This window comes from uncultured Mucilaginibacter sp., assembly GCF_913773635.1.
Taxonomy (GTDB): Bacteria; Bacteroidota; Bacteroidia; order Sphingobacteriales; family Sphingobacteriaceae; genus Mucilaginibacter.
Genome location: NZ_CAJYGQ010000007.1, coordinates 73195 through 93834 on the forward strand (window position 1 = coordinate 73195; position 20640 = coordinate 93834).

Here is a 20640-nt window from a genome sequence, read left to right on the forward strand (position 1 = left end):
CACCTATCAATTAAGTAATGAGTGTTCAGCCCTTTAAAGATAGCCCTTTCGAAATTCATATATCATTTCACGTGCTTATTGAGCACTTGGAGAAGGTGGCCGCCGAACAAACAGGCTATGCTGCTGAGCGCGCTGCATATTTGCTGAAGGAAATAGAGCCCTATCCCCAACTGCGTACAGGATTTACACACGAAGAAGAATTAGAACAACACGCCCTCGTTATCAATCACCTGCTTGAAGATTTATTTCCGGCGGCACTATCTCAAAATGAGATAAAAGGTGTTACTGTACCGTTTCATAATTTTATGCTTAACAGTACTCAGCGCTTTAAAAACATCTTGAGCGCTGCCGGTACCGATTTTGACATCTCTATACGGGATTTTGACAGCCACCAGTTCTACGTAATGAGCTGTTGCTTAGTGCTCAATGAATTTTACAACACGCAGCTTGATTTTGCAAAACCCATGTTTTATGATATTCCGACTGCAACGGGTATCATAAGGCATTACCGCATTTTATACAACGCCGATTTTTTAGAAATAATTCCAACTGATAAGGCAGTAAAGCTTACCGAGGCCGATATTAACGAGTTAATTAACAATTACGATAATCTTGAGTTGTGGAAGAGATTGTTTCCGCAGGGTAGCTATTTATTAAAAGGCTTCGCTATTGTTAACCTTTTTGATTCTACAATTGAAAATGCGGTATCGGCATTAAAGGGTACGCTTTTGACCGACTTGCACGACACTGAAATTGAGCAGGACTTTGAAAGCATATTTAGGTCAATTTACAAAATACCTGATTTACGTATAGGCTTTACCGCATTTAATACCGAGGAAAATAAGTTTAGCAGCATTGCTCCCTTGCGTAAAATAAGGAGTTTTATGCTGGGTAATAATCATGAGGCCGTCAGTACCGATATTTTAGGTCCTAAATCATACCAGGCATTGCTTGGCAAAAGCGAGTATTTTGCCATATCAGACACCCGCCAGTTTTTTTTAGAACATCCCGGCAGTGAAATGGCTCATGAATTTTTAAGGCAAAATATACAAAGCTTTATTCTGGCCCCGGTAATGAAGAATGAGCAGTTGCTGGGTATTATTGAGCTGGTATCATTACGCAAAGGCGAACTGAACAGTGTAAATGCACATAAGCTTGAGGTAGTAATGCCTTTTTTGGTAAATACTATTGACAGGCAAATAGCCTACAAGCAAAACCGTATACAGGCAGTTATTCAAAATGAATATACCACGCTGCACCCAAGCGTTCAATGGAAATTTGAAAAGGAGGCCTATAAATTTATAGAACGCCAGGATAATAAGCTCGAATATGAATTAAAGGAAATCGTGTTTGAGGATGTTTATCCTCTGTATGGCCAGGTTGATATTAAAGCATCATCAGACTCGCGAAACCGCAGTATTCAAAAAGATTTGAATAACCAACTTGAAGCATTGGTGGCCATTGTATTGCAAATACAAAACATTGACAAGCATGCGTCAGCTTACTTGCCAAGGTTACAGGAGTTTAAAAACCTCACGCACAATGCTTCCGTGCTCATACGCACAGATACGGAGCAATATATACAGCATTTTATTGACGAGAAGGTACATCCTTTACTGCAGTCGGCCACTGTAAGCGGCCATTTCACCCCCGAAATTGGCAACTATTTTAAGCAGGTTAACAAAAATACCGGCTTATATTACACTTACAGGCGTAAGTATGATACAACAGTATCAACTATTAATAAAAAAATGGCTGCGTTGCTTGACGAACGACAAGTAGCCGCACAGGAAATATTTCCGCATTATTATGAGCGCTTTAAAAGCGACGGTGTAGAACACAATCTCTACATCGGATCATCAATAACGCCTAACCGTACGTTTCTACCCGCCCATTTCCGTAGTCTTCGGCTTTGGCAGCTAAAGGTGTTATGTGAACTGGAGCGCGAACATCATCGTTATAAAACTACGTTGCCTTATACGCTTGAGGTAACTACGCTGGTGCTGGCTTATAGTACAACAATGTCCATACGGTTTAGGATGGATGAAAAGAGATTTGATGTTGATGGGACTTATAATGCACGTTTCGAAATTGTAAAAAAACGTATAGATAAGGCATTCATTAAAGGAACCAATGAGCGAATAACGCAGCCCGGAACCGTAGTTATTATTTATGCAAATACCAACGAGGAAAAGGAGTACCGCGATCATATAGCCCACTTGCAGCAAAAAGGAATGTTAGGTAGTGAGGTTGAAGTATTGGAGGTTGAAGAATTACAAAGTATATCAGGACTACGTGCTTTACGTGTAAACATTTTGCACGATAACGAAGGAGATATATAGCTAGGTTTAGTTTGCGGTTGAATAAAATATATCGTTGCTGCAACCATTTTATAAAATAGCGCGTCTTGACTTTATACATCATATAATTACACCCTTATGCTTAAATTCTTAAAAATCCTGTCTCTTATTGTGGCATTGTTCATGTTTGCTGCGTTTACTGTCCAGGCTCAGGATAAAGTAAAAACCATTGGTAATAAACCACGTAAAGGTACCAGCAATGCATCGTTCCCTGTGGTTAAAGGTCAACAAATTGGCATTAAAATGAACGCCGGAAAAAAGGATGTGCAGTTACTTAACCTTAATTTTGGTGTTGAAAATAACAACAGCGATACCCTTAAATTCAAGGTAAACGTATATGAATTTGATGGTGTTACTACGCAGCAAAACTTTGTCAAAACTGATATCATAGGCGCTATTCCTTATGGCAAATCAAGAGTAGATGTAAACCTTGAGCCTTACAATGTAATGGCTAAGGGTACGCTACTTGTAGCCATTGAGTGGTTGAATACACACAAAGGATCAGAACCTTCATTTTCAATTGGGTTGTTTAATGGCGGCACTTATCGCAATCAAAGCGGCGAATGGAAAAAAATGCCGGTAGCCGGTGTTGACTTCAACGTGAAAGTTAAGAAGCTGAAAAAATAATAGATACTCAAATGGGTTAAAGCAAAGTTTACTTGTACTGGTATGAGTTCATGAGCTTTAGTAAAACACCGTTTGTCCAGCCAAACCCATCTTGTAAAGGGTATTCGCCGCCGCCTGCAGTTGCATCAGCATGCTGAATGTCGTATTTCTCAAGCAACTTACCTGTTTGTTTAAATACGTTAATGTTCAACGTTATCCACCTGTCGGCAGCATCTTTAGCAATGTTGTAGTGTTTGTAGTTGCGTAGCCCCATAACGGATACATATTGTAAAGGTGCCCATCCATTTGGCTGGTCCCATTGCTGGCCGGTAGATTTTAAAGTTGCAGCAATACCGCCAGGTTGTATAAACTTGTTTTTAATGAGTGCGGCAACCTTGCCAGCCTGCGCACTGTTGGCAATACCTGTAAATAGCGGAAATGCAGTAGCAATAGTAACCTGTGGTGAAGTGCTTTTAAGCTTCCAGTTGTAATCTTTATAACAACCCCCTTTAGCATCCCAACAATATTTATCAATGGCTTTTTTTCGTTTAGCAGCTTTGGTAGTAAACTCGGTTGCCAACCGGGGCTTATTACTTGTTTTATAAGCTTGTGCAATCACGTTTTCTAAATTATAAAGCAGGCAGTTTAAGTCAACCGCTGCAAAGTTTGTAGTTTGTATAGTTGCAAGTGATTTTCCGTCAGCCAGCCAGCGGCTGCTAAAATCCCAGCCCGATTCGGCCGCTGCTCTTATATTCCTGTAAAATTCATCTTTAGGTTGGCTGGTTTCACGTGCGGTTAAAACATCTTCGCGGTATGATTCTTCGCGTGGTTGCGTACTTGCATCCCAATAGCGGTTAAGCAAGCTACCGTTGGGCATACGTATTACGTGCATTGCTGCCGTGCCTGCTTTTAAGTTTGCAGCGCCCTGCATCCAGTACGCATATTCCTTAAGTAATTGTGGTAAATGTTTTTTAAAAACACTGTTGCCTTTATGCCTGGCAAGCAGCTGTACCATTAAGGAAAAAAACGGAGGCTGCGAACGAGTAAGGTAATAGGTACGGTTGCCGTTGGGTATATGCCCGTTTTTATCAATAAGGTAAGCAAAGTTATCTACCATGCTTTCTATCAGTTTAAAGCGTTTAGCCTCCTCAAGGCCCAGCATAGTAAAGTATGAATCCCAATAATAAATCTCTCTGAAACGGCCGCCCGGTACAATATAATCATGCGGTAGTGGTATAAGCGTGGTGCCTTTAGCCGTATCGGCAACGCGTTGTAATACATTCCACAGCGTATCTATGTGTTTACGTATGCCCGCACTTACGTTACTCTTATATGGAGTGCCACTTTCAACCGGTGCTTTGAAGTTTGCTTTAACAAAGGCGTTCAAATTAAATCCCGGTTGATTTTTTTGCTGACGGTAGTCTTTAAGTATGACAGCTACAGGACGCGTGGGCGTAGCGTCAACAAATGTTTTACCGTCACTATAAACCTGTTGCATTTGTACAGCATCAAACAGCTGGGGGTAAAGCTTGGCAGGCGTTTGATGCTGTGCAAATGCTAAGCTTGTAAACAAGCAAAATATAAGGTACAGCAGTATAAATTTCTTTTTAGTCATTAGGTATTAAACCATATAAACCATAAATTGTCATACAAAAGCAAATAAAATATTAGATGTTTAAACATTTATTTTAATCTGTTACATTTGTATTCTTTTAAAACAAACATGAAAAAATTAACAACCTTATTTACAGCAGTTATAGCGGTAGCTTTAGTTGCTTTTAAACCAGTAGCACCGGTAACTTTCAAAGTTGACACTCAAAAAAGTAAAATTGAATGGGTAGGTAAAAAAGTTACAGGTCAGCACAGCGGTACCATCAAACTTGCCTCAGGTGAAGTTGCTACAAACGGCAAAGTACCTACCGGCGGTAAATTTGTTATTGACATGAACAGCATGGACTGTACTGATTTAAGCGGCGAAGGAAAAGGCAAATTATTAGGTCACTTAAAATCAGAAGATTTCTTTGGTGTTGAAAAATACCCAACTGCTGATTTTACCGCTACCAAAATTGCTCCTGCAGGTGCTGGTAAAGTTAATGTAACAGGTAACTTAATGGTTAAAGGTAAAACAAGCGTTATTACATTTCCTGCTACTTACAGCGTAGCTGGCAACACTTTAACCGTAAACGCAACCGACGTTAAGGTTGATCGTACTAAACACGATATCCGTTACGGTTCAAAAAGCTTTTTTGCAAGCATAGGTGATAAAGCTATCGATGACGAGTTTATTTTAAATATAAATTTGGTAGCAACCCGCTAACATTTCAAGTTTCTAATCGTATATAGAAAATCCTGATTAACATATCAGGATTTTTTTTGTTTTAAAACTTACGGGAATGAAACATTTTGTTGTAGTTTCCGTATAAGGAATTAATTATGACAACGAGCAACTCCAAACCTATTAGCATACTCTTGGTTGATGACGACGAGATCAACAATTTCATTTCGATAAAGCTTATAAAAAAGGCACTGGTATATGCTGATATAACCGCTTGTTTGGACGGAAGTTATGCTATAAATCAATTGCTTGAAATTCAGGAAAAAAATCCTGAAAACCTGCCTGACTATATCTTGCTCGACATTAACATGCCCATAATGAACGGATGGGAGTTTTTGGATGAGTACAAGCGTTTAGGACTCGATCCTCTTGGGAAATCTAAAATATACATTATCTCATCATCTGTTTTCAGCAATGATATTAACAAAGCTAAATCATATGATTTGGTTAAAGATTTTATATCGAAACCGTTAAACGTAGAGAAAATCAGAGAGCTGTTTGCTGTTGAAAATACAATTTAATAAGGCTTTATGCTAAACGTATCGTCTTGTTGTGATACGTAGCCGATAGCTGTTGACTTGGCGTGATAAAATAAGCAGGCCCAGTTTTCGGCAGATGCTTTTGTTCCGTACTCCTCGCGCAGGTGCATAGCCCTTTTGCCGTCATAATCATACTTCGCAGCAAATTTCCGGAGCAACTGCTCAGGTTCCGGCAGTTCATCGCCGCCAAAAAAGCATTTTTGACCGTTGTTTTCAATCAAAAATACCTGGTGATACTGAGTATGACCGCCCGATAGTTCAAAGTGTATACCCGGCCTTACTTCTCCGTTGCCCTCAACAAATTCAATTTTTGCTTCGCGCTCAAGGGCTTCAAATATTGGCTTTCGATACGAGCTTGACTTTCCCGACATAGCCACTTCCCATTCACCCTTATTAATAACATGTGTTGCCTGCGGAAAGCTTGGCTCAAGCTTGCCGTTACGCTCAACAACCAATCCGCCGGTATGATCATAATGCAGGTGTGATTGCAGTACCAGCGTAACCTCGCCGGGGGCAAAACCAGCTTTGCGTATGTTTTGATGTATAATAAGTTCGCCGCTGCTATCTTTCATACCCAAGCCGCTATCCAGTACAATAAGGTCGCGGTCTGTTTTTACCAAAAAAGGGTTTACGTGAATAAACAAAGAGCCGGGGCGGTCTTTTGCATTATCTGTAGCGGGGTCAAATGGTATAAACTGTTTTGAGGAATCAACCGAGTAAGAGCCTTCACCTAATGCAAAAATTTCCATAGTTACTGTAGCGTGTTATATTTAGAAATGTACCTTTGTGGGTTATAAACCCTGTAAAACAATAAAAGGTTTCGTATTACAAAAGTATGCAAAAACGGTGGGCACTTAAGCAAAATCCCGATATTAATGAGGTAAAGCGTATTTCGGCCGAGTTAGGTATTGATGAGGTTTTGGCTGCCATGTTGTTGCAAAGAGGTATTCAAACTTTTGAAGAGGCCCGCTTTTTTTTTCGTCCGGATATGCGGCATCTGCATGATCCTTTCCTGATGAAGGGTATGGAACAGGCAATTGAGCGTATTGAAAAGGCCATGCAAGCCGGCGAAAATATTTTAATATACGGTGATTATGATGTGGACGGTACCACAGCCGTTACTGTTGTTTACAGCTTTTTTAAAAAGCGGTACAGCAGAATTGAATATTACATCCCCGATCGTTACCTGGAAGGTTATGGTATATCAACACAAGGAATTGATTATGCCGCTAAAAATAACTTTACGCTTATTATAGCGCTTGATTGCGGTATAAAAGCGGTTGACAAAGTTGCTTATGCCAATGAGTTAGGAGTTGATTTTATTATATGTGATCACCATACTCCGGGCAACGAACTGCCTGAGGCGGTGGCCGTGCTTGACCCTAAACGCAATGATTGTGACTATCCGTACAAAGAGCTGTCGGGTTGCGGTATTGGCTTTAAACTGATACAGGCCTATGCACAGAAAAATGATATTAGCTTTGATGAAGTTACCAACTATCTTGACCTGGTTGCCACCAGCATAGCCTGTGATATTGTGCACGTAACCGGCGAAAACCGTACACTGGCCAGCTTTGGACTGCAAAAAATTAATAGCAACCCGGGTACCGGCATAAAGGTGCTGATGGATATAGCCGGAAAAACCAGTAACTACTCCATATCTGACGTAGTGTTTATGATTGGCCCGCGCATAAATGCAGCAGGCCGTATTGATAATGCCCGCCACTCTGTAGAACTACTGCTTTCAGAAGATATGGAGGCTGCCAAAGCAAAGGGAATGCTCATTAGCGAAAAAAACCTGGAGCGTAAAGGACATGACCTCGCTATAACCGACGAGGCCCTGAGCATGATAGCGGCTGATGCGGTAATGACCGGGCGTAAATCAACGGTGGTGTTCAACGAGCGGTGGCACAAAGGGGTAATTGGTATTGTGGCATCACGCCTTACTGAGAAATATTACCGACCAACCATTGTTTTAACCCGCTCTAACGGGCATGTAGCCGGCTCGGCCCGCTCGGTTGTTGGGTTTGATTTGTATGAGGCCTTGTGTGGCTGCAGCGATTTACTGCTGCAATTTGGCGGACACAAGTATGCAGCGGGTTTAACCATGAAGCCCGAGCAGGTGGAAGCTTTTACAGCACGGTTTGAAGAAGTAGTGGCTGCAACCATAACCGAGCAGCAGCTTATTCAGGAAATACAGATAGATGCGGAGCTTAAGCTGGAGCAAATTACATCCAAATTTTTCAGAGTTTTAACGCAGTTTGGTCCTTTTGGGCCCGAAAATATGTGCCCCGTGTTTATTTCGCGCAATGTTTCGGTATATGGTAACGTTAGTTTGGTTGGAAGTAACCATATTAAAATGTGCATACACCAAAGCGGCTCGCCTTTGTTTGACTGTATTGCCTTTAACCAGGGTGAATGCATTGAGGAAATACGCAAAGGCAAACCGTTTGATATTTGTTATACTATTGAAGAGAACATTTGGCGCGAAAAGCGTTCAATACAATTAAATATTAAAGGAATAAGGTGTTAGTGATCGGTTCATTGTTTATGGTTCATAGCCACAAATGAAGCAACTCACCACTTAACCACTCACAATACAACAAAATGAATTTACGCGCCGATAATCTGGTAAAGAAATATAAACAGCGTACCGTAGTAAACGATGTGTCGTTTAACGTATCGCAGGGCGAAATTGTGGGATTACTGGGGCCTAACGGTGCCGGAAAAACTACCTCGTTTTATATGATTGTGGGTTTGATAAAACCCAACGAAGGCCATATTTATCTGGACGATGAAGAAATAACCAATGATGCCATGTACCGCCGTGCGCAAAAAGGTATTGGTTACCTGGCGCAGGAAGCATCGGTTTTTCGTAAGCTTACGGTTGAAGACAACATTAAAGCAGTGCTTGAAATGGGTGGCATGACCAAGGCCGAACAAAAAGATAAGCTGGAGGAACTGATAGATGAATTCAGCTTGCATCGTGTGCGTAAAAACCGTGGAGATCTATTATCGGGCGGGGAACGCCGCCGTACCGAAATTGCCCGTGCGCTTGCAGCCCAGCCTAACTTTATTTTGCTTGACGAACCGTTTGCCGGCGTTGACCCTATTGCCGTAGAAGAAATACAGGCCATGGTTTACAAGCTAAAGCACCGTAACATTGGTATTTTGATTACCGATCACAACGTACAGGAAACACTTTCTATAACCGATAGGGCTTATCTTTTATTTGAAGGTAAAATTCTTGAATCGGGTGTGCCCGAAATACTTGCCGCTAATGAGATGGTGCGCAAGGTATACCTTGGGGCCAACTTTGTGCTGAAAAGAAAAACTTTTGCTTAATTTGGCTGTCGCAATACTGCTATGACCATCTTAAACTCCGTTGTTACCTGGCTCATGAAAAAGCGCATTCATCAGATTGAGCTTTTCATGAAATATCCTAACGAGGTTCAAACCGAATGGTTTAATCAACTTATTCATAACGCCCAGGATACTGAATGGGGTAAGCAGCACCATTACAAAAGCATAAAAAACCTTGCTGATTTTAAGGAACGCGTACCGTTGCAAAACTACGATACCCTTAAACCCTACATTGAGCGCATGCTCAAAGGTGAGCAAAATGTATTGTGGCCATCAGAAATTCGTTGGTTTGCAAAGTCATCAGGTACCACTAACGACAGGAGTAAATTTATACCGGTAAGTGAGGAGTCTTTAGAGGAATGCCACTTTAAGGGCGGTAAGGATATGCTTACCATTTACTGTAATAACCGGCCCGATGCTATGCTGTTTACCGGCAAAGGTTTAACGTTGGGAGGGAGCCACCAGGTTGGTCAGTTAAATGCCGATACCTACTTCGGTGATTTATCGGCCGTAATTATGAAGAACCTGCCCATGTGGGCTGAGTTTTACCGCACCCCCGACCTTACAATTGCATTGCTTGAAAATTTTGAGGAAAAAATTGAGAAGATGGCGCATGCCACCATCAATGTAAATGTAACAACCATTAGCGGTGTGCCTACCTGGAACTTATTATTGTTTAAGCGAATACTGGAGATAACAGGGAAGGATAATCTTTTGGAGGTGTGGCCAAACCTGGAGTTATACTTTCATGGAGCGGTAAGCTTTACCCCATACCGCGAACAGTTTAAAAAGCTTATTCCTACCGATGCCATGTATTACCTTGAAACCTACAATGCAAGTGAAGGTTTCTTTGGAATACAGGATAGGGAAGAGCCGGGCGATATGTTGCTGATGCTTGATTACGGCATTTATTACGAGTTTTTGCCTTTGGAAAACCTGCACGAAGAAAACCCGCGCACTTTAACACTTGATGAGATACAAACGGGCGAAAATTATGCACTTATTATAAGTACCAATGCCGGTTTGTGGCGCTATATGATTGGTGATACCGTGCGCTTTACTTCTTTAGATCCTTACCGAATACAAATTACCGGCCGTACCAAACACTACATTAATGCTTTTGGCGAGGAGGTAATCATCGATAACGCTGAGCGTGCCCTGGAAGAAGCATGCCGTCAAACAGATGCTATAATAGCCGATTACACCGCCGCCCCAATATATTTCAGCGATAGTAAAAGTGGCGGCCATGAATGGATTATTGAGTTTGAAAGAAAGCCTGCCGAATTTGAACGTTTTGTTGACCTGTTAGATGAAACCCTGCGTAAGGTAAACTCTGATTATGATGCAAAACGCTTTAAAGATATGGCCCTGCATCGCCCTAAAGTGCATGTTGCCGCTCAGGGTACTTTTGTAACCTGGATGAAACAACGCGGCAAGTTTGGCGGGCAACATAAAGTTCCCCGCTTGGCCAACAACAGGGAATATATAGATAGCTTATTGCAGGTTATGGGTAATGGCAACAGCGTATCTGCAGCCTGAATTATTACTTGTTAACCATTAAGCCGGTAACTTCAAACACAATACGCCTTTTTGGGTCTGTTTTGGTTTCATGCTGCTTTTTGCCTTTTACAGTGTCGCCGGCCATGTGCTGCTGGTCGTCAGCAATGAATTGCTTGGCAGCAACCCCTTCAATAATAACTTCGCGGCCTTTAAGAGCAGTGGGTAAGGTTACGTTATAGTTTTTAAAGTGTGCTTTTATAACACGTCCGCTATCGGCGTCAAGTTCGAACCAACCGCCTTTTGGTTTTATAACCTTTATAACCCGTCCGTTAATTACAGCGCTGGTGCGTGTGCGCCTCCCCATAAAGCTTTCAAGTTTTGAAGCCTGCATAAGGCCAACACTGCCGGGTTTTACCCCAAATACCATACCGTGCGGCAAGGCCGTCTTTTTTTGAGCTCTTACATTAAGGCTAAACAGGCAGCCAAAGCTTACAATAATTAAAGTTGTTTTTATAACGCTGGTAAACATAATGCTATCAACAACATTGCTGTTTCAAGGTTTCAGCAAGTATTTGTTTATTGCATTAACATTATTTAACATTAGTTTATATGTTTTAACCGTAAACAGTTGCGTAATTAGCACCATAATTTTATTATAGGTATTTTAGCAGCTTGTTGCAGCATAAGTGTAGCAATGCTTGGTGTTGCTGCGTAACTAGTTAGTAATTGAATGATTGAACTTTTATGATTTTTCTACAAAATTCGGTAATAAGAAATGGCCTTGCAGCAGTGTGTTTGGCAGCAGCGGCAATTTTTACAAGCTGCAATAAAGATGGCGGCGACACTACTCCTGTAGCCCCTTCGGTTGAGTCGTTGCCGGTGTTGGCCAACGTTACTACAACGGGCGCGCAAAGCGGTGGTAATGTAACTAATTACGGCTCAAATTTAATTATTAGCAGTACAGGTGTGTGTTACAGCGCAACTAACCAAACACCCACCATTGCCGACTCTAAAACCAGCGACGGTGCTGCTGTGAATTTCAAAAGCATTATAACCGGCTTAACGCCAAATACTACATACTACCTAAGGGCTTATACACAAACTGAAGCAGGTATTGGGTATGGAGATGTGGTTACTTTTAAAACCAGCGCTGCCGGAGCCGATACCACGGTAACTACAAGTACCCTTGCCGGCAGCAGCACACTTGGCAACACCAACGGTACCGGAGCCAGCGCAAGTTTTGGCAATCCGCAAGGAGTAGCGGTTGATGCACAGGGTAATATTTACGTTGCCGATTCATTTAATCACTTGGTACGAAAAGTTACACCTGCCGGCGTTACTACTACCTTTGCCGGTAGCGGTAGTCTTGGCTTTTCAGGTGGTTCGGCAGCTACGGCTCAGTTCTATAGCCCGCAGGGAATTACTGTTGATGCAAGCTCAAATGTTTACGTAACCGATATTGGCAATAACGCCGTTTACAAAATTACCCAGGCTGGTGTGGTAACTATTTTAGCAGGCGATGGTACCGCCGGAGCAAGCAACGGAACAGGTAGTGCTGCCCGCTTTAATGTGCCGTACGGCATTACTGCCGATGCGCAAGGAAACCTTTATGTTGCCGATCGTGATAACAACCGTATACGTAAAATTACATCAGCCGGTGTGGTTACTACCTACGCTGGTATAGGCAGCGCAAGTACGCCCGGTTCGGCCAATGGTGACGCTACTTCGGCAGCAGCATTCTATCGCCCTACAGGTGTAGCTTTTGATGCCCAAGGAAACCTGTTTGTTGTTGATCAGTCAAACGCATACATCCGCAAAATTACATCTGCAGGCGTGGTAAGTACTTATGTAGGCAACTCGGCAACAAAAGATTTGCTGGATACACCGTCGGGCATTGCTGTTGATAATCAAAATAATATTTACGTTACCGATCAAAGCGGACGCGTTCTGAAGGTATCAGCAGCAAAAATTTTGTATACACTTACAGGTAAAACTGCTACAGCAGGATTTGCTGATGGCAATAAGGCTACGGCATTATTTTCGAGCCCTGCAGGTATAGCAGTTGACGCTAATAAAAATATTTACGTAGGCGATACCAATAATAACCGCATCCGTAAAATCATAATGCAATAGTTTATAAAGTATATTGCAAAAAGAAAAGCGCCGGTAATTTAATTACCGGCGCTTTTCTTTTTTATTGTCTTGGTTTTAACCTGTTATGGAAAAAAACGGACGCTTGCTTTGTACAATAGCAACAATGATTATTAAAACTGCCAGTATGTAAAAAATGGCAATAGCGCGGTGCTTAAGCTGCGGCAAAGTTGCCTTTTTAGATTTACTGTGACCAATAGTAATCAAAACAATGGCAAACAGCATCATGGCAATATGCTCAACTGTCCAATAGCGTGTGGTTGCTTCTTTCATGGTGTTGCTACCAAACTGCACAAACGGGCTTACAAAGTATAAAATAAGACCGAACAAAAATTGAGTATGTGCCGATATCATGGCAAACATATTAAGCTTGCGGTTGCCTTGTGAATAGGTTTTGTTACCCAGCCATCCGGCTAAAGCTTGTAATATGGCTAATACAATAAGTATCAGTACAACAAAACGCAAACCTGAGTGCAGGTATTTAATAATTTGGTATGCAGACATGTGTTTATAAGTTTGGCTCAAATATACAAGAAATTAAAATCATCCATCCTCATCAGGTTGAGCCCTGTATATAAGAGGGTCGCGCTGTTATCTCTCAATTATATTTATTTGACCTGTAGCGCGTAAGTGCACATTTGTTATGTGTTGTACTTGTAACAATGCAGCTATTTTATGTAATGCCAGTGAAATTTGGGCGGTTATTTAAATATATTTAAGCGATTAAACTAATAACTGCAAAATGAAGAAAATTTTACTCGCTTGTTTTGCCCTCTTACTTACACGCCAAAGCTTTTCGCAGGAAACTTATCCTGTAAACGGTTCTTGGGATGTGCGTTCGGGGCAATACGCTTTCACTAATGCCAACATTGTGGTTAGTGCCGGCCAAACCATTACCAACGGTACGCTCATTATTAAAGATGGTTACATTGAATCTGTGGCCTCAGGGGCGTCAGTTCCTAAGGGTTATGTAACCGTAGACCTTAAGGGTAAATACATTTACCCAGGGCTGATTGATGCCTACACCACTTATGGTATGCCCGAGGCCCCGCGTCAGGCAGGTGGTTTCGGCGGCTTTGGCCGTGCTGCTGTGCCGGTATCAACCAAACCCGGTCCTTACGGTTGGAACGAGGCTATACGCCCCGATGTTATGGCTGTTAAAATGTTTCACGTAAACCCAACCCGTGCCGAAGAGTTAAAGCGCAACGGTTTTGGTGCTGTGCAAGCCCTGGTTCAGGATGGTATTGCCCGTGGTACATCGGCAGTGTTAACTCTGGCCAATGCCAGTGATAACGAAGTTTTGGTTAAAGACGAAGCCGCCGCGCATTACTCATTCAGTAAGGGCACAGCTGCTACTAACTATCCGTCATCATTAATGGGCAGCATTGCATTGCTGCGTCAAACTTATTATGATGCCGCCTGGTACAAAACTCAAAAAAAAGAATACAACATATCGTTAGCGGAGTTTAACCGCACGCAAGCCCTGCCGCAAATTTTTGAGGTGAGCGATGTACAAAGCGTTCTCCGTGCCGATAAAATTGCCAAAGAGTTTGGCAAACAATACATTTATAAAACCGATGGTCAGGAGTATCAGCGAATTGATGCCATTAAAGCGTTAAATGCAAGCTTTATTGTTCCGCTGAGCTTCCCGGCTGCATTTGATGTTGAGGATGCACTTGACGCCCGCAACGTTGGCTACGCCCAATTGAAAAACTGGGAATTGGCGCCAACCAACCCCGCTGCTTTAGAAAAAGCAGGTATACGCTTTGCGCTTACGTCTAATGGCTTAACCAATGCACGCGATTTTTGGACCAACCTGCGTACCGCCATTACCAATGGTTTGAGCGAAAAGCAGGCGCTTATGTCGTTAACCGAAGTTCCTGCGCAAATATTAGGCGTGAGTGATAAGGTAGGCACTTTAGCTAAAGGTAAACTGGCTAACTTCATTATTACATCGGGCACCCTATTTAAGGCCGATAACGTGATTTATGAAAACTGGGTACAAGGCCAAAAATTTGTAGTGAGCAAAATGGATGTAAGTGACCTCCGCGGTACTTACACACTGAGTGGAAGCGGTTTGGCTAACACTACATTGGTTATAGGCGGCACCCCGGGTGCTTACACTGCTAATATTAACCGCACCGGCACAGATAGCACCCGTACCCAGGGAACCATAGTACGCACAGGAGATTTGGTTAGCTTATACTTCGACTTAAAAAATAAGCCTTCGGGTAATGTGCGCTTAAACGGTTACATTACCTCAACAGCGCCGCTGGCCCTGCGTGGTACCGGTACACTGCCTGATGGCGGTTCGGTTAGCTGGACGGCCACTTATACTGGTGCGGCTCCGGCAGGTGGTCGTGGAGGCCGTGGCCCTGGTGCAGCAGCCGGTGCAGATCAAACTACTAAAGCTCCTGTGGTTGGCCCTTTGATCTATCCTTTTAGTGCATTTGGTAACACCGAGATGCCAAAAACCGAAACCACCTTATTTAGAAATGCTACCGTTTGGACCAATGAAAAAGAAGGTGTATTACAAAACGCCGACGTATTAATTGAAGGTGGTAAAATTAAAGCCGTAGGCAAGAACCTTGCAGCTGGCGGCGCCAGGGTGATTGATGCCACCGGCAAACACATCACCGCAGGTATTATTGACGAGCACTCGCACATTGCCGCTTCAAACGGTATTAATGAGGGTACACAATCGGTAACATCTGAAGTGCGCATTGCCGATGTAATTGATGCCGAAGATGTAAACATTTACCGCCAGTTAGCAGGTGGTGTTACTACTTCACACATTCTGCATGGTTCGGCCAATGCTATTGGCGGCCAAACCCAATTAATTAAACTGCGCTGGGGTGTAATGCCCGAGCAAATGAAATTTGCAGGAAGCGATGGCTTTATCAAATTTGCACTGGGCGAAAACGTAACGCAAAAAAATCGTACACAATCTTTTGGCGATGCTAACGTACGTTTTCCGCAAAGCCGTATGGGTGTGGAGCAGGTTTATGTTGATGCATTTACCCGCGCTAAAGAATACAAAGCAGCCCGTGCCGTTAAAGGCAGCACCACCCGCCGCGATTTGGAGTTAGATGCACTGGTAGAAATTTTAGATGCCAAACGTTTTATCACCTGTCACTCTTACGTACAATCAGAAATTAATATGCTGATGCACGTGGCCGATTCAATGGGCTTCAAGATTAACACCTTTACCCATATTTTGGAAGGTTATAAAGTGGCCGATAAAATGAAGGCCCGTAAAATCGCAGGGTCAACATTTAGCGACTGGTGGGCTTACAAATACGAGGTGGCAGAAGCTATTCCGTACAACGGCAAGCTAATGCATGAGGTTGGCGTTGTAACAGGTTTTAACTCTGATGATGCCGAGATGGCACGCCGTTTAAACCAGGAAGCTGCTAAAGCAATTACTTATGGCAAGTTGAGCGAAGAGGACGCCCTGAAACTTGTTACCCTTAACCCTGCTAAAATGCTGCATATTGACAGCAAAGTAGGCAGCTTAAAACCAGGTAAAGATGCCGACGTGGTAGTATGGTCGGCTAACCCGCTTTCTATATACGCCGTAGTTGAAAAAACATATGTTGATGGTGTGCCTTACTGGGATTATGCAAAAGATGCCGAAAAGCAAAAGGCCATGAAAGCTGATGCAGGCCGTATTGTTCAAAAAATGATTGAGTCTAAAGGTCGTGGTGCTGCTACGCAGCGTCCTGCATTCCAACGCCCTCGTTTGTACGAGTGCGAAAGTGTTGAAGATGCTGCCTACATTATTGCCGATGATTACAACGGTATGAAAAAACAGGTATCAGCTGAAAATCATCAATAATCCAATCCATTCAAAGAAATCAACATGAAAAAGAAATTTATATTAGGTTTTGGAGGATTGATGTTAACTACAGTCCTCGCGTTTGGTCAGGCCACCATTATGCCTGCTAAGCCGCAAGCTGGCCCTGTTGTAATTACCGGCGCTACCATACATGTGGGCAACGGCAAGGTGATTAACAACGGCTACATTGCTTTTGATAAAGGAAAAATTACTGCCATTGGCGAAGGCTCGGCACCAAATACCGCCGGCGCTACCCTAGTAAATGCCAGCGGCAAACAAGTATACCCTGGTTTTATTTGCCCGGTAACCTCGTTAGGTTTGGTAGAGTTTGAATCTATACGCGCTACCGACGATGAAACCGAAACAGGCGAAATGAACCCGCATGTGCGCTCGCTCATCGCTTTTAATACCGATTCGAAGGTTATTCCAACCGTGCGTTCAAACGGTGTTTTACTGGCTCAGCCAACTCCGCAGGGCGGTACCATTTCAGGTCAGTCATCAGTAATGATGCTTGATGGCTGGAACTGGGAAGATGCTGCCTATAAAAAGGATATTGCCGTACACCTGACATGGCCTGTTGTTCGTAATGGTCGTGGTCGCAGAGGAGGCTTTGGTGCCGGAGCTGCCGGGCAGGAATCGCCTGCTGAGCGCGCTCAAAAAGCCGTTGATGCTATTGTAAGCTTATTTTCAGAAGCTAAGGCGTACGCACAAGCAAAGCCAGCCGTAACCAATGCCCGTTTAGGTTCAATGGCAGGGTTGTTCAATGGCACTAAAAAGCTTTTTATCACTGCCGACGGTGCTAAAGAAATTATCCAAGCGGTAAACTTTGGTAAGCAAATGGGAGTACAGGTAGTAATTGTTGGTGGTAAGGACTCGTACCTGGTTACCGATGTTTTAAAAGACAACAATGTACCGGTAATTATAAGAGAAACACAAGCTTTGCCCGACAAGGATGAAGATGATGTTTACCTGCCATACAAATTACCTCACCTGTTACAGGAAGCAGGTGTATTGTACGGTTTGACCGGAACCGGTTTCTGGCGTCAGCGTAACCTGCCCTTTGAGGCTGGTCAGGCAGTTGGTTACGGGTTAAGCAAGGAGCAAGCATTATCAATGATTACCCTTAACAATGCCAAAATTTTAGGTATCGATAAAACAACCGGCACTTTAGAAACCGGTAAAGATGCTAACCTGTTTATTTCGGCAGGAGATGCACTTGACATGGTTACCCTTGATGTAGAAAATGCATACATACAAGGTAAAAGTATAAGCCTTGATAACCTGCACAAGCAGCTTTACAAACGTTACAGCGAAAAATACGGTGTAAAATAATTGCTTCGCAAATAACTACTTTAAGTCCTTGCCTGAATAAGGCAAGGACTTTTTTATAGAACTTAGTTAATATGCGGTTCAAAATCATTAGTTGTAGAATGTAATTTCAATCAGGTCATTAAAATATAAACAAGGCATACTTCCTAAAGATACAAGTGAAACAAAAAGGGCTGCTTAATTGAAAGCAGCCCTTTTTGTTAGTTACTATAGTGGTTAATTACAATACTTTTTAATAGCGTCGTATGCCTCGCGTAGGCCTAATTCACCGGCTTTACTAAAGTCCAGACAGCCATTATTTTTCTCTGCCGATACCTGAACGCGCACCATGCCCCTGCGGAAGTAAGCCATGCGAAGGCGGGTATCTAAAGCTATGGCCGAGGTGTAATCATCTATAGCCCCACGGTTATCTTTTTGAAACTCCTTAAGTTCGCCTCTGCGTAAAAAAGCCATTTTATTGGCAGCGTTCATTTGAATGGCGTTGTTGTAATCCATCATTGCGCCACGATAATCCTGCAACTTGTACTTGGCCAAACCCCGGTATAAATAAGCATCCGAATTATTAGGATTCATATCAATTGCCGTGTTGTATTCCTGTATAGCGTTTATAGAATCCTGCAATGCAAATTTAGCTAAACCGCGGTATACAAAAACATCTTCATCCTGCGGATCATTCTCATAAGCCTTTTTAAAATCATCCATGGCACCTAATGAGTCTGGAAGATTAGCTTTCGAAAGTCCGCGTAAATAATATGCTTTAGCGCTGTTGGTATTAATATCAAGTGCTTTGTTATAACTGTCAATTGCACCTAAATAATCATTTAAGCCTGCTTTTGCATTACCCAAAAACAAATATCCTTCTTCATTGGGCTTTTGAGACAGGGCCTTATTAATATCGGCTAACGCACCTTCATAGTCGCCGTAGCCGGCTTTGAGGTTGCCACGGTTTTGATAGGCGTCGGCCGAACCAGTATCTATACGCAAAACCTGGTTAAAATCACGGGCTGCACCCTGCGTATCACCTAGTTTGCTTTTTGAAACCCCGCGCCGTATAAGAAAGGCGGTGTTTTTAGGATTGATTTTAAAGCCTAAGTTGTAAGTATCAATGGCGCCCTGGTAATCACGGAAAAGTGCCCTCGCATCGCCAAGTTTTAAATAGGCTTCTTCGCTACGCGGAGAGTTATTTAAAACTCGCTGATAATCCTGCGCTGCTGCTGAGAAATTACGTGTGCGGGCATACATATTACCACGCTCCAGGTAAGCATCCATGTAATCGGGCCTTATGGTTACAGCTTGCGTATAATCTTCAATAGCACCATGAAAATCGCGCGTATCGCGTTTTATGTTGCCACGCATGTAGTAGCTATAACTGTTGCGCGGGTTAAGTTGTATTGAGGTATTAAAGTCTGCCAAGGCACCGGCAGTATCTTTCATTGCTGCTTTTGAAGCACCGCGGGTTGCGTAAGCGCTTTCGTCACTGTCATTACTTTTAATGGCAAAATCGGCATCATCAATTGCGCCGCCATAATCTTTATTATCATAACGGATGCCTGCACGGGTGCGGTACGCCTCAGGATACGCTTCGGGCTTAAGCTCGATAGCCTTATTTAAATCAGCCAGTGCTTTAACCTTATCACCTGTGTTGTAATACGCTACGCCACGACGCAAATAAAGTTCGCCGTTTTTAGGGTTTTGTGAAATAGCTTTGGTGTAATCAACAATAGCTCCTTTATTGTCAGCTGCGTTTGTTTTGGCATTTGCCAAATACTGATATAGTTCAGACAGCTTTGGGTTTAGCCTGATTGCGTTTTTGTAATCGATAATGGCTCCCTGGTTATTACCCATATTGCTTTTGGCATTGCCGCGGTAATAAAATGCCTCGGCATTGTTGGGATCAAGGGAAATTGCTTTATCAAAATCAAGTATGGCGCCGTTATAGTTTTTTAAAGCCGCTTTGGCATTAGCACGGTAGTAATAAAGTTCTGAACTGCTGGGGCGCCATTTGATGGCTTTATCGTAATCAATAATGGCGGCAGCGTTATCACCCATATTGCTTTTGGCAACACCGCGGTATATAAATAAGTCGGGATTGTTTGGAGTAAGCTCAATAGCTTTGGTAAAGTCGGCCACAGCGCCAACATTATCTTTTAAGTTGGCTTTTGCATTAGCCCTGTAATGATAAATATCGGCATTGTTGGGCTTGTAACGCAGTGCGGTGGTATAGTCTTGCACGGCGCTTTCATACTGCTTTAAATTGCTGTAAGCATTGGCTCTATAGTAATAAGCATCGGGGTAATCAGCCTTAAGCCTTATGGTTTGGGTAAAATCACTAACTGCGCCACTAAAGTCCTGCACGTTTGAGCGTGCGTTAGCCCTGAAGTAATAGGCATTTGCATTAGTGCTATCAATACGGATAGCTCGGGTATAATCCTGAATGGCGCCGTTATAATTTTTTATTTTATCTTTTGCATTACCTGCCTGAATGTAAGTGTCGGCAGTTTGAGCAATTGCCCAAATGGGTAAAATAAGTGATAAAATAAGTAATAATTTCCCCATGTAGTAAAAGTAGTTTATCCGTTATTCTGATAAATGTTGTGCACAAGCAATCTTACTGGTAGT

General features: G+C 42.7%; 15 protein-coding genes. 10 read left to right on the forward strand and 5 right to left on the reverse strand.

The window, feature by feature from the left end; translation table 11 throughout:
* Positions 1-17: 17 nt before the first annotated feature.
* Both QZ407_RS08360 and QZ407_RS08365 read left to right on the forward strand, forming a co-directional pair.
* The gene (locus QZ407_RS08360) at positions 18-2342 is read left to right on the forward strand and encodes a GAF domain-containing protein (protein ID WP_295769690.1); all 2325 of its coding nucleotides are present in this window, start codon (positions 18-20) and stop codon (positions 2340-2342) included.
* A gap of 96 nt (positions 2343-2438) precedes the next feature.
* Entirely contained in the window at positions 2439-2987 is a 549-nt protein-coding gene (locus tag QZ407_RS08365; RefSeq protein ID WP_295769692.1) for a hypothetical protein, read from the forward strand.
* Positions 2988-3015: 28 nt separating this feature from the next.
* Here the strand turns inward: QZ407_RS08365 and treA are convergent, their stop codons facing one another.
* Entirely contained in the window at positions 3016-4581 is a 1566-nt protein-coding gene (treA, locus tag QZ407_RS08370; protein WP_295769694.1) for an alpha,alpha-trehalase TreA, read from the reverse strand.
* Positions 4582-4689: 108 nt separating this feature from the next.
* Between treA and QZ407_RS08375 the strand changes: the two genes are divergently transcribed.
* Positions 4690-5283 (forward strand): YceI family protein, encoded by a 594-nt coding sequence (locus tag QZ407_RS08375; protein WP_295769696.1) that lies wholly within the window; start codon positions 4690-4692, stop codon positions 5281-5283.
* 116 nt (positions 5284-5399) lie between these two features.
* Positions 5400-5822 carry a response regulator gene (locus tag QZ407_RS08380; RefSeq protein ID WP_295769698.1) on the forward strand — a complete coding sequence of 141 codons (423 nt, stop codon included), beginning with the start codon at positions 5400-5402 and terminating at the stop codon, positions 5820-5822.
* Here the strand turns inward: QZ407_RS08380 and QZ407_RS08385 are convergent.
* Positions 5819-6589: an MBL fold metallo-hydrolase gene (locus tag QZ407_RS08385; RefSeq protein ID WP_295769700.1), complete on the reverse strand. Its 771-nt coding sequence runs from the start codon at positions 6587-6589 to the stop codon at positions 5819-5821. The genes QZ407_RS08380 and QZ407_RS08385 overlap by 4 nt on opposite strands.
* An 86-nt stretch (positions 6590-6675) precedes the next feature.
* Here QZ407_RS08385 and recJ point away from each other — a divergent pair, with 86 nt between their 5' ends.
* The 3 genes from recJ (at position 6676) to QZ407_RS08400 (ending at position 10742) form a co-directional block, all read left to right on the forward strand.
* Complete coding sequence (recJ, locus tag QZ407_RS08390) at positions 6676-8373, forward strand: single-stranded-DNA-specific exonuclease RecJ (protein WP_295769702.1); 1698 nt, start codon at positions 6676-6678, stop codon at positions 8371-8373.
* A gap of 74 nt (positions 8374-8447) precedes the next feature.
* Positions 8448-9185, forward strand: a complete 738-nt coding sequence (lptB, locus tag QZ407_RS08395) for an LPS export ABC transporter ATP-binding protein (protein WP_157542548.1) — start codon at positions 8448-8450, stop codon at positions 9183-9185.
* Between the two features lie 21 nt (positions 9186-9206).
* Entirely contained in the window at positions 9207-10742 is a 1536-nt protein-coding gene (locus QZ407_RS08400) for a GH3 auxin-responsive promoter family protein (protein ID WP_295769705.1), read from the forward strand.
* Between the two features lie 4 nt (positions 10743-10746).
* Here the strand turns inward: QZ407_RS08400 and QZ407_RS08405 are convergent, their stop codons facing one another.
* Entirely contained in the window at positions 10747-11232 is a 486-nt protein-coding gene (locus tag QZ407_RS08405) for a DUF4920 domain-containing protein (RefSeq protein ID WP_295769708.1), read from the reverse strand.
* A 215-nt stretch (positions 11233-11447) separates the two neighbouring features.
* Between QZ407_RS08405 and QZ407_RS08410 the strand changes: the two genes are divergently transcribed.
* Positions 11448-12836 (forward strand): NHL repeat-containing protein, encoded by a 1389-nt coding sequence (locus QZ407_RS08410; RefSeq protein WP_295769709.1) that lies wholly within the window; start codon positions 11448-11450, stop codon positions 12834-12836.
* A 75-nt stretch (positions 12837-12911) separates the two neighbouring features.
* Here the strand turns inward: QZ407_RS08410 and QZ407_RS08415 are convergent, their stop codons facing one another.
* Complete coding sequence (locus tag QZ407_RS08415; RefSeq protein ID WP_157542544.1) at positions 12912-13358, reverse strand: cytochrome B; 447 nt, start codon at positions 13356-13358, stop codon at positions 12912-12914.
* A gap of 238 nt (positions 13359-13596) precedes the next feature.
* Here QZ407_RS08415 and QZ407_RS08420 point away from each other — a divergent pair, with 238 nt between their 5' ends.
* Entirely contained in the window at positions 13597-16692 is a 3096-nt protein-coding gene (locus QZ407_RS08420; protein WP_295769712.1) for an amidohydrolase family protein, read from the forward strand.
* Between the two features lie 24 nt (positions 16693-16716).
* Complete coding sequence (locus QZ407_RS08425) at positions 16717-18024, forward strand: amidohydrolase family protein (RefSeq protein WP_295769714.1); 1308 nt, start codon at positions 16717-16719, stop codon at positions 18022-18024.
* Between the two features lie 213 nt (positions 18025-18237).
* On the opposite strand, the gene QZ407_RS08430 is transcribed toward QZ407_RS08425, so the two are convergent.
* Positions 18238-20577 (reverse strand): tetratricopeptide repeat protein, encoded by a 2340-nt coding sequence (locus QZ407_RS08430; RefSeq protein ID WP_295769716.1) that lies wholly within the window; start codon positions 20575-20577, stop codon positions 18238-18240.
* Between the last annotated feature and the right edge of the window lie 63 nt (positions 20578-20640).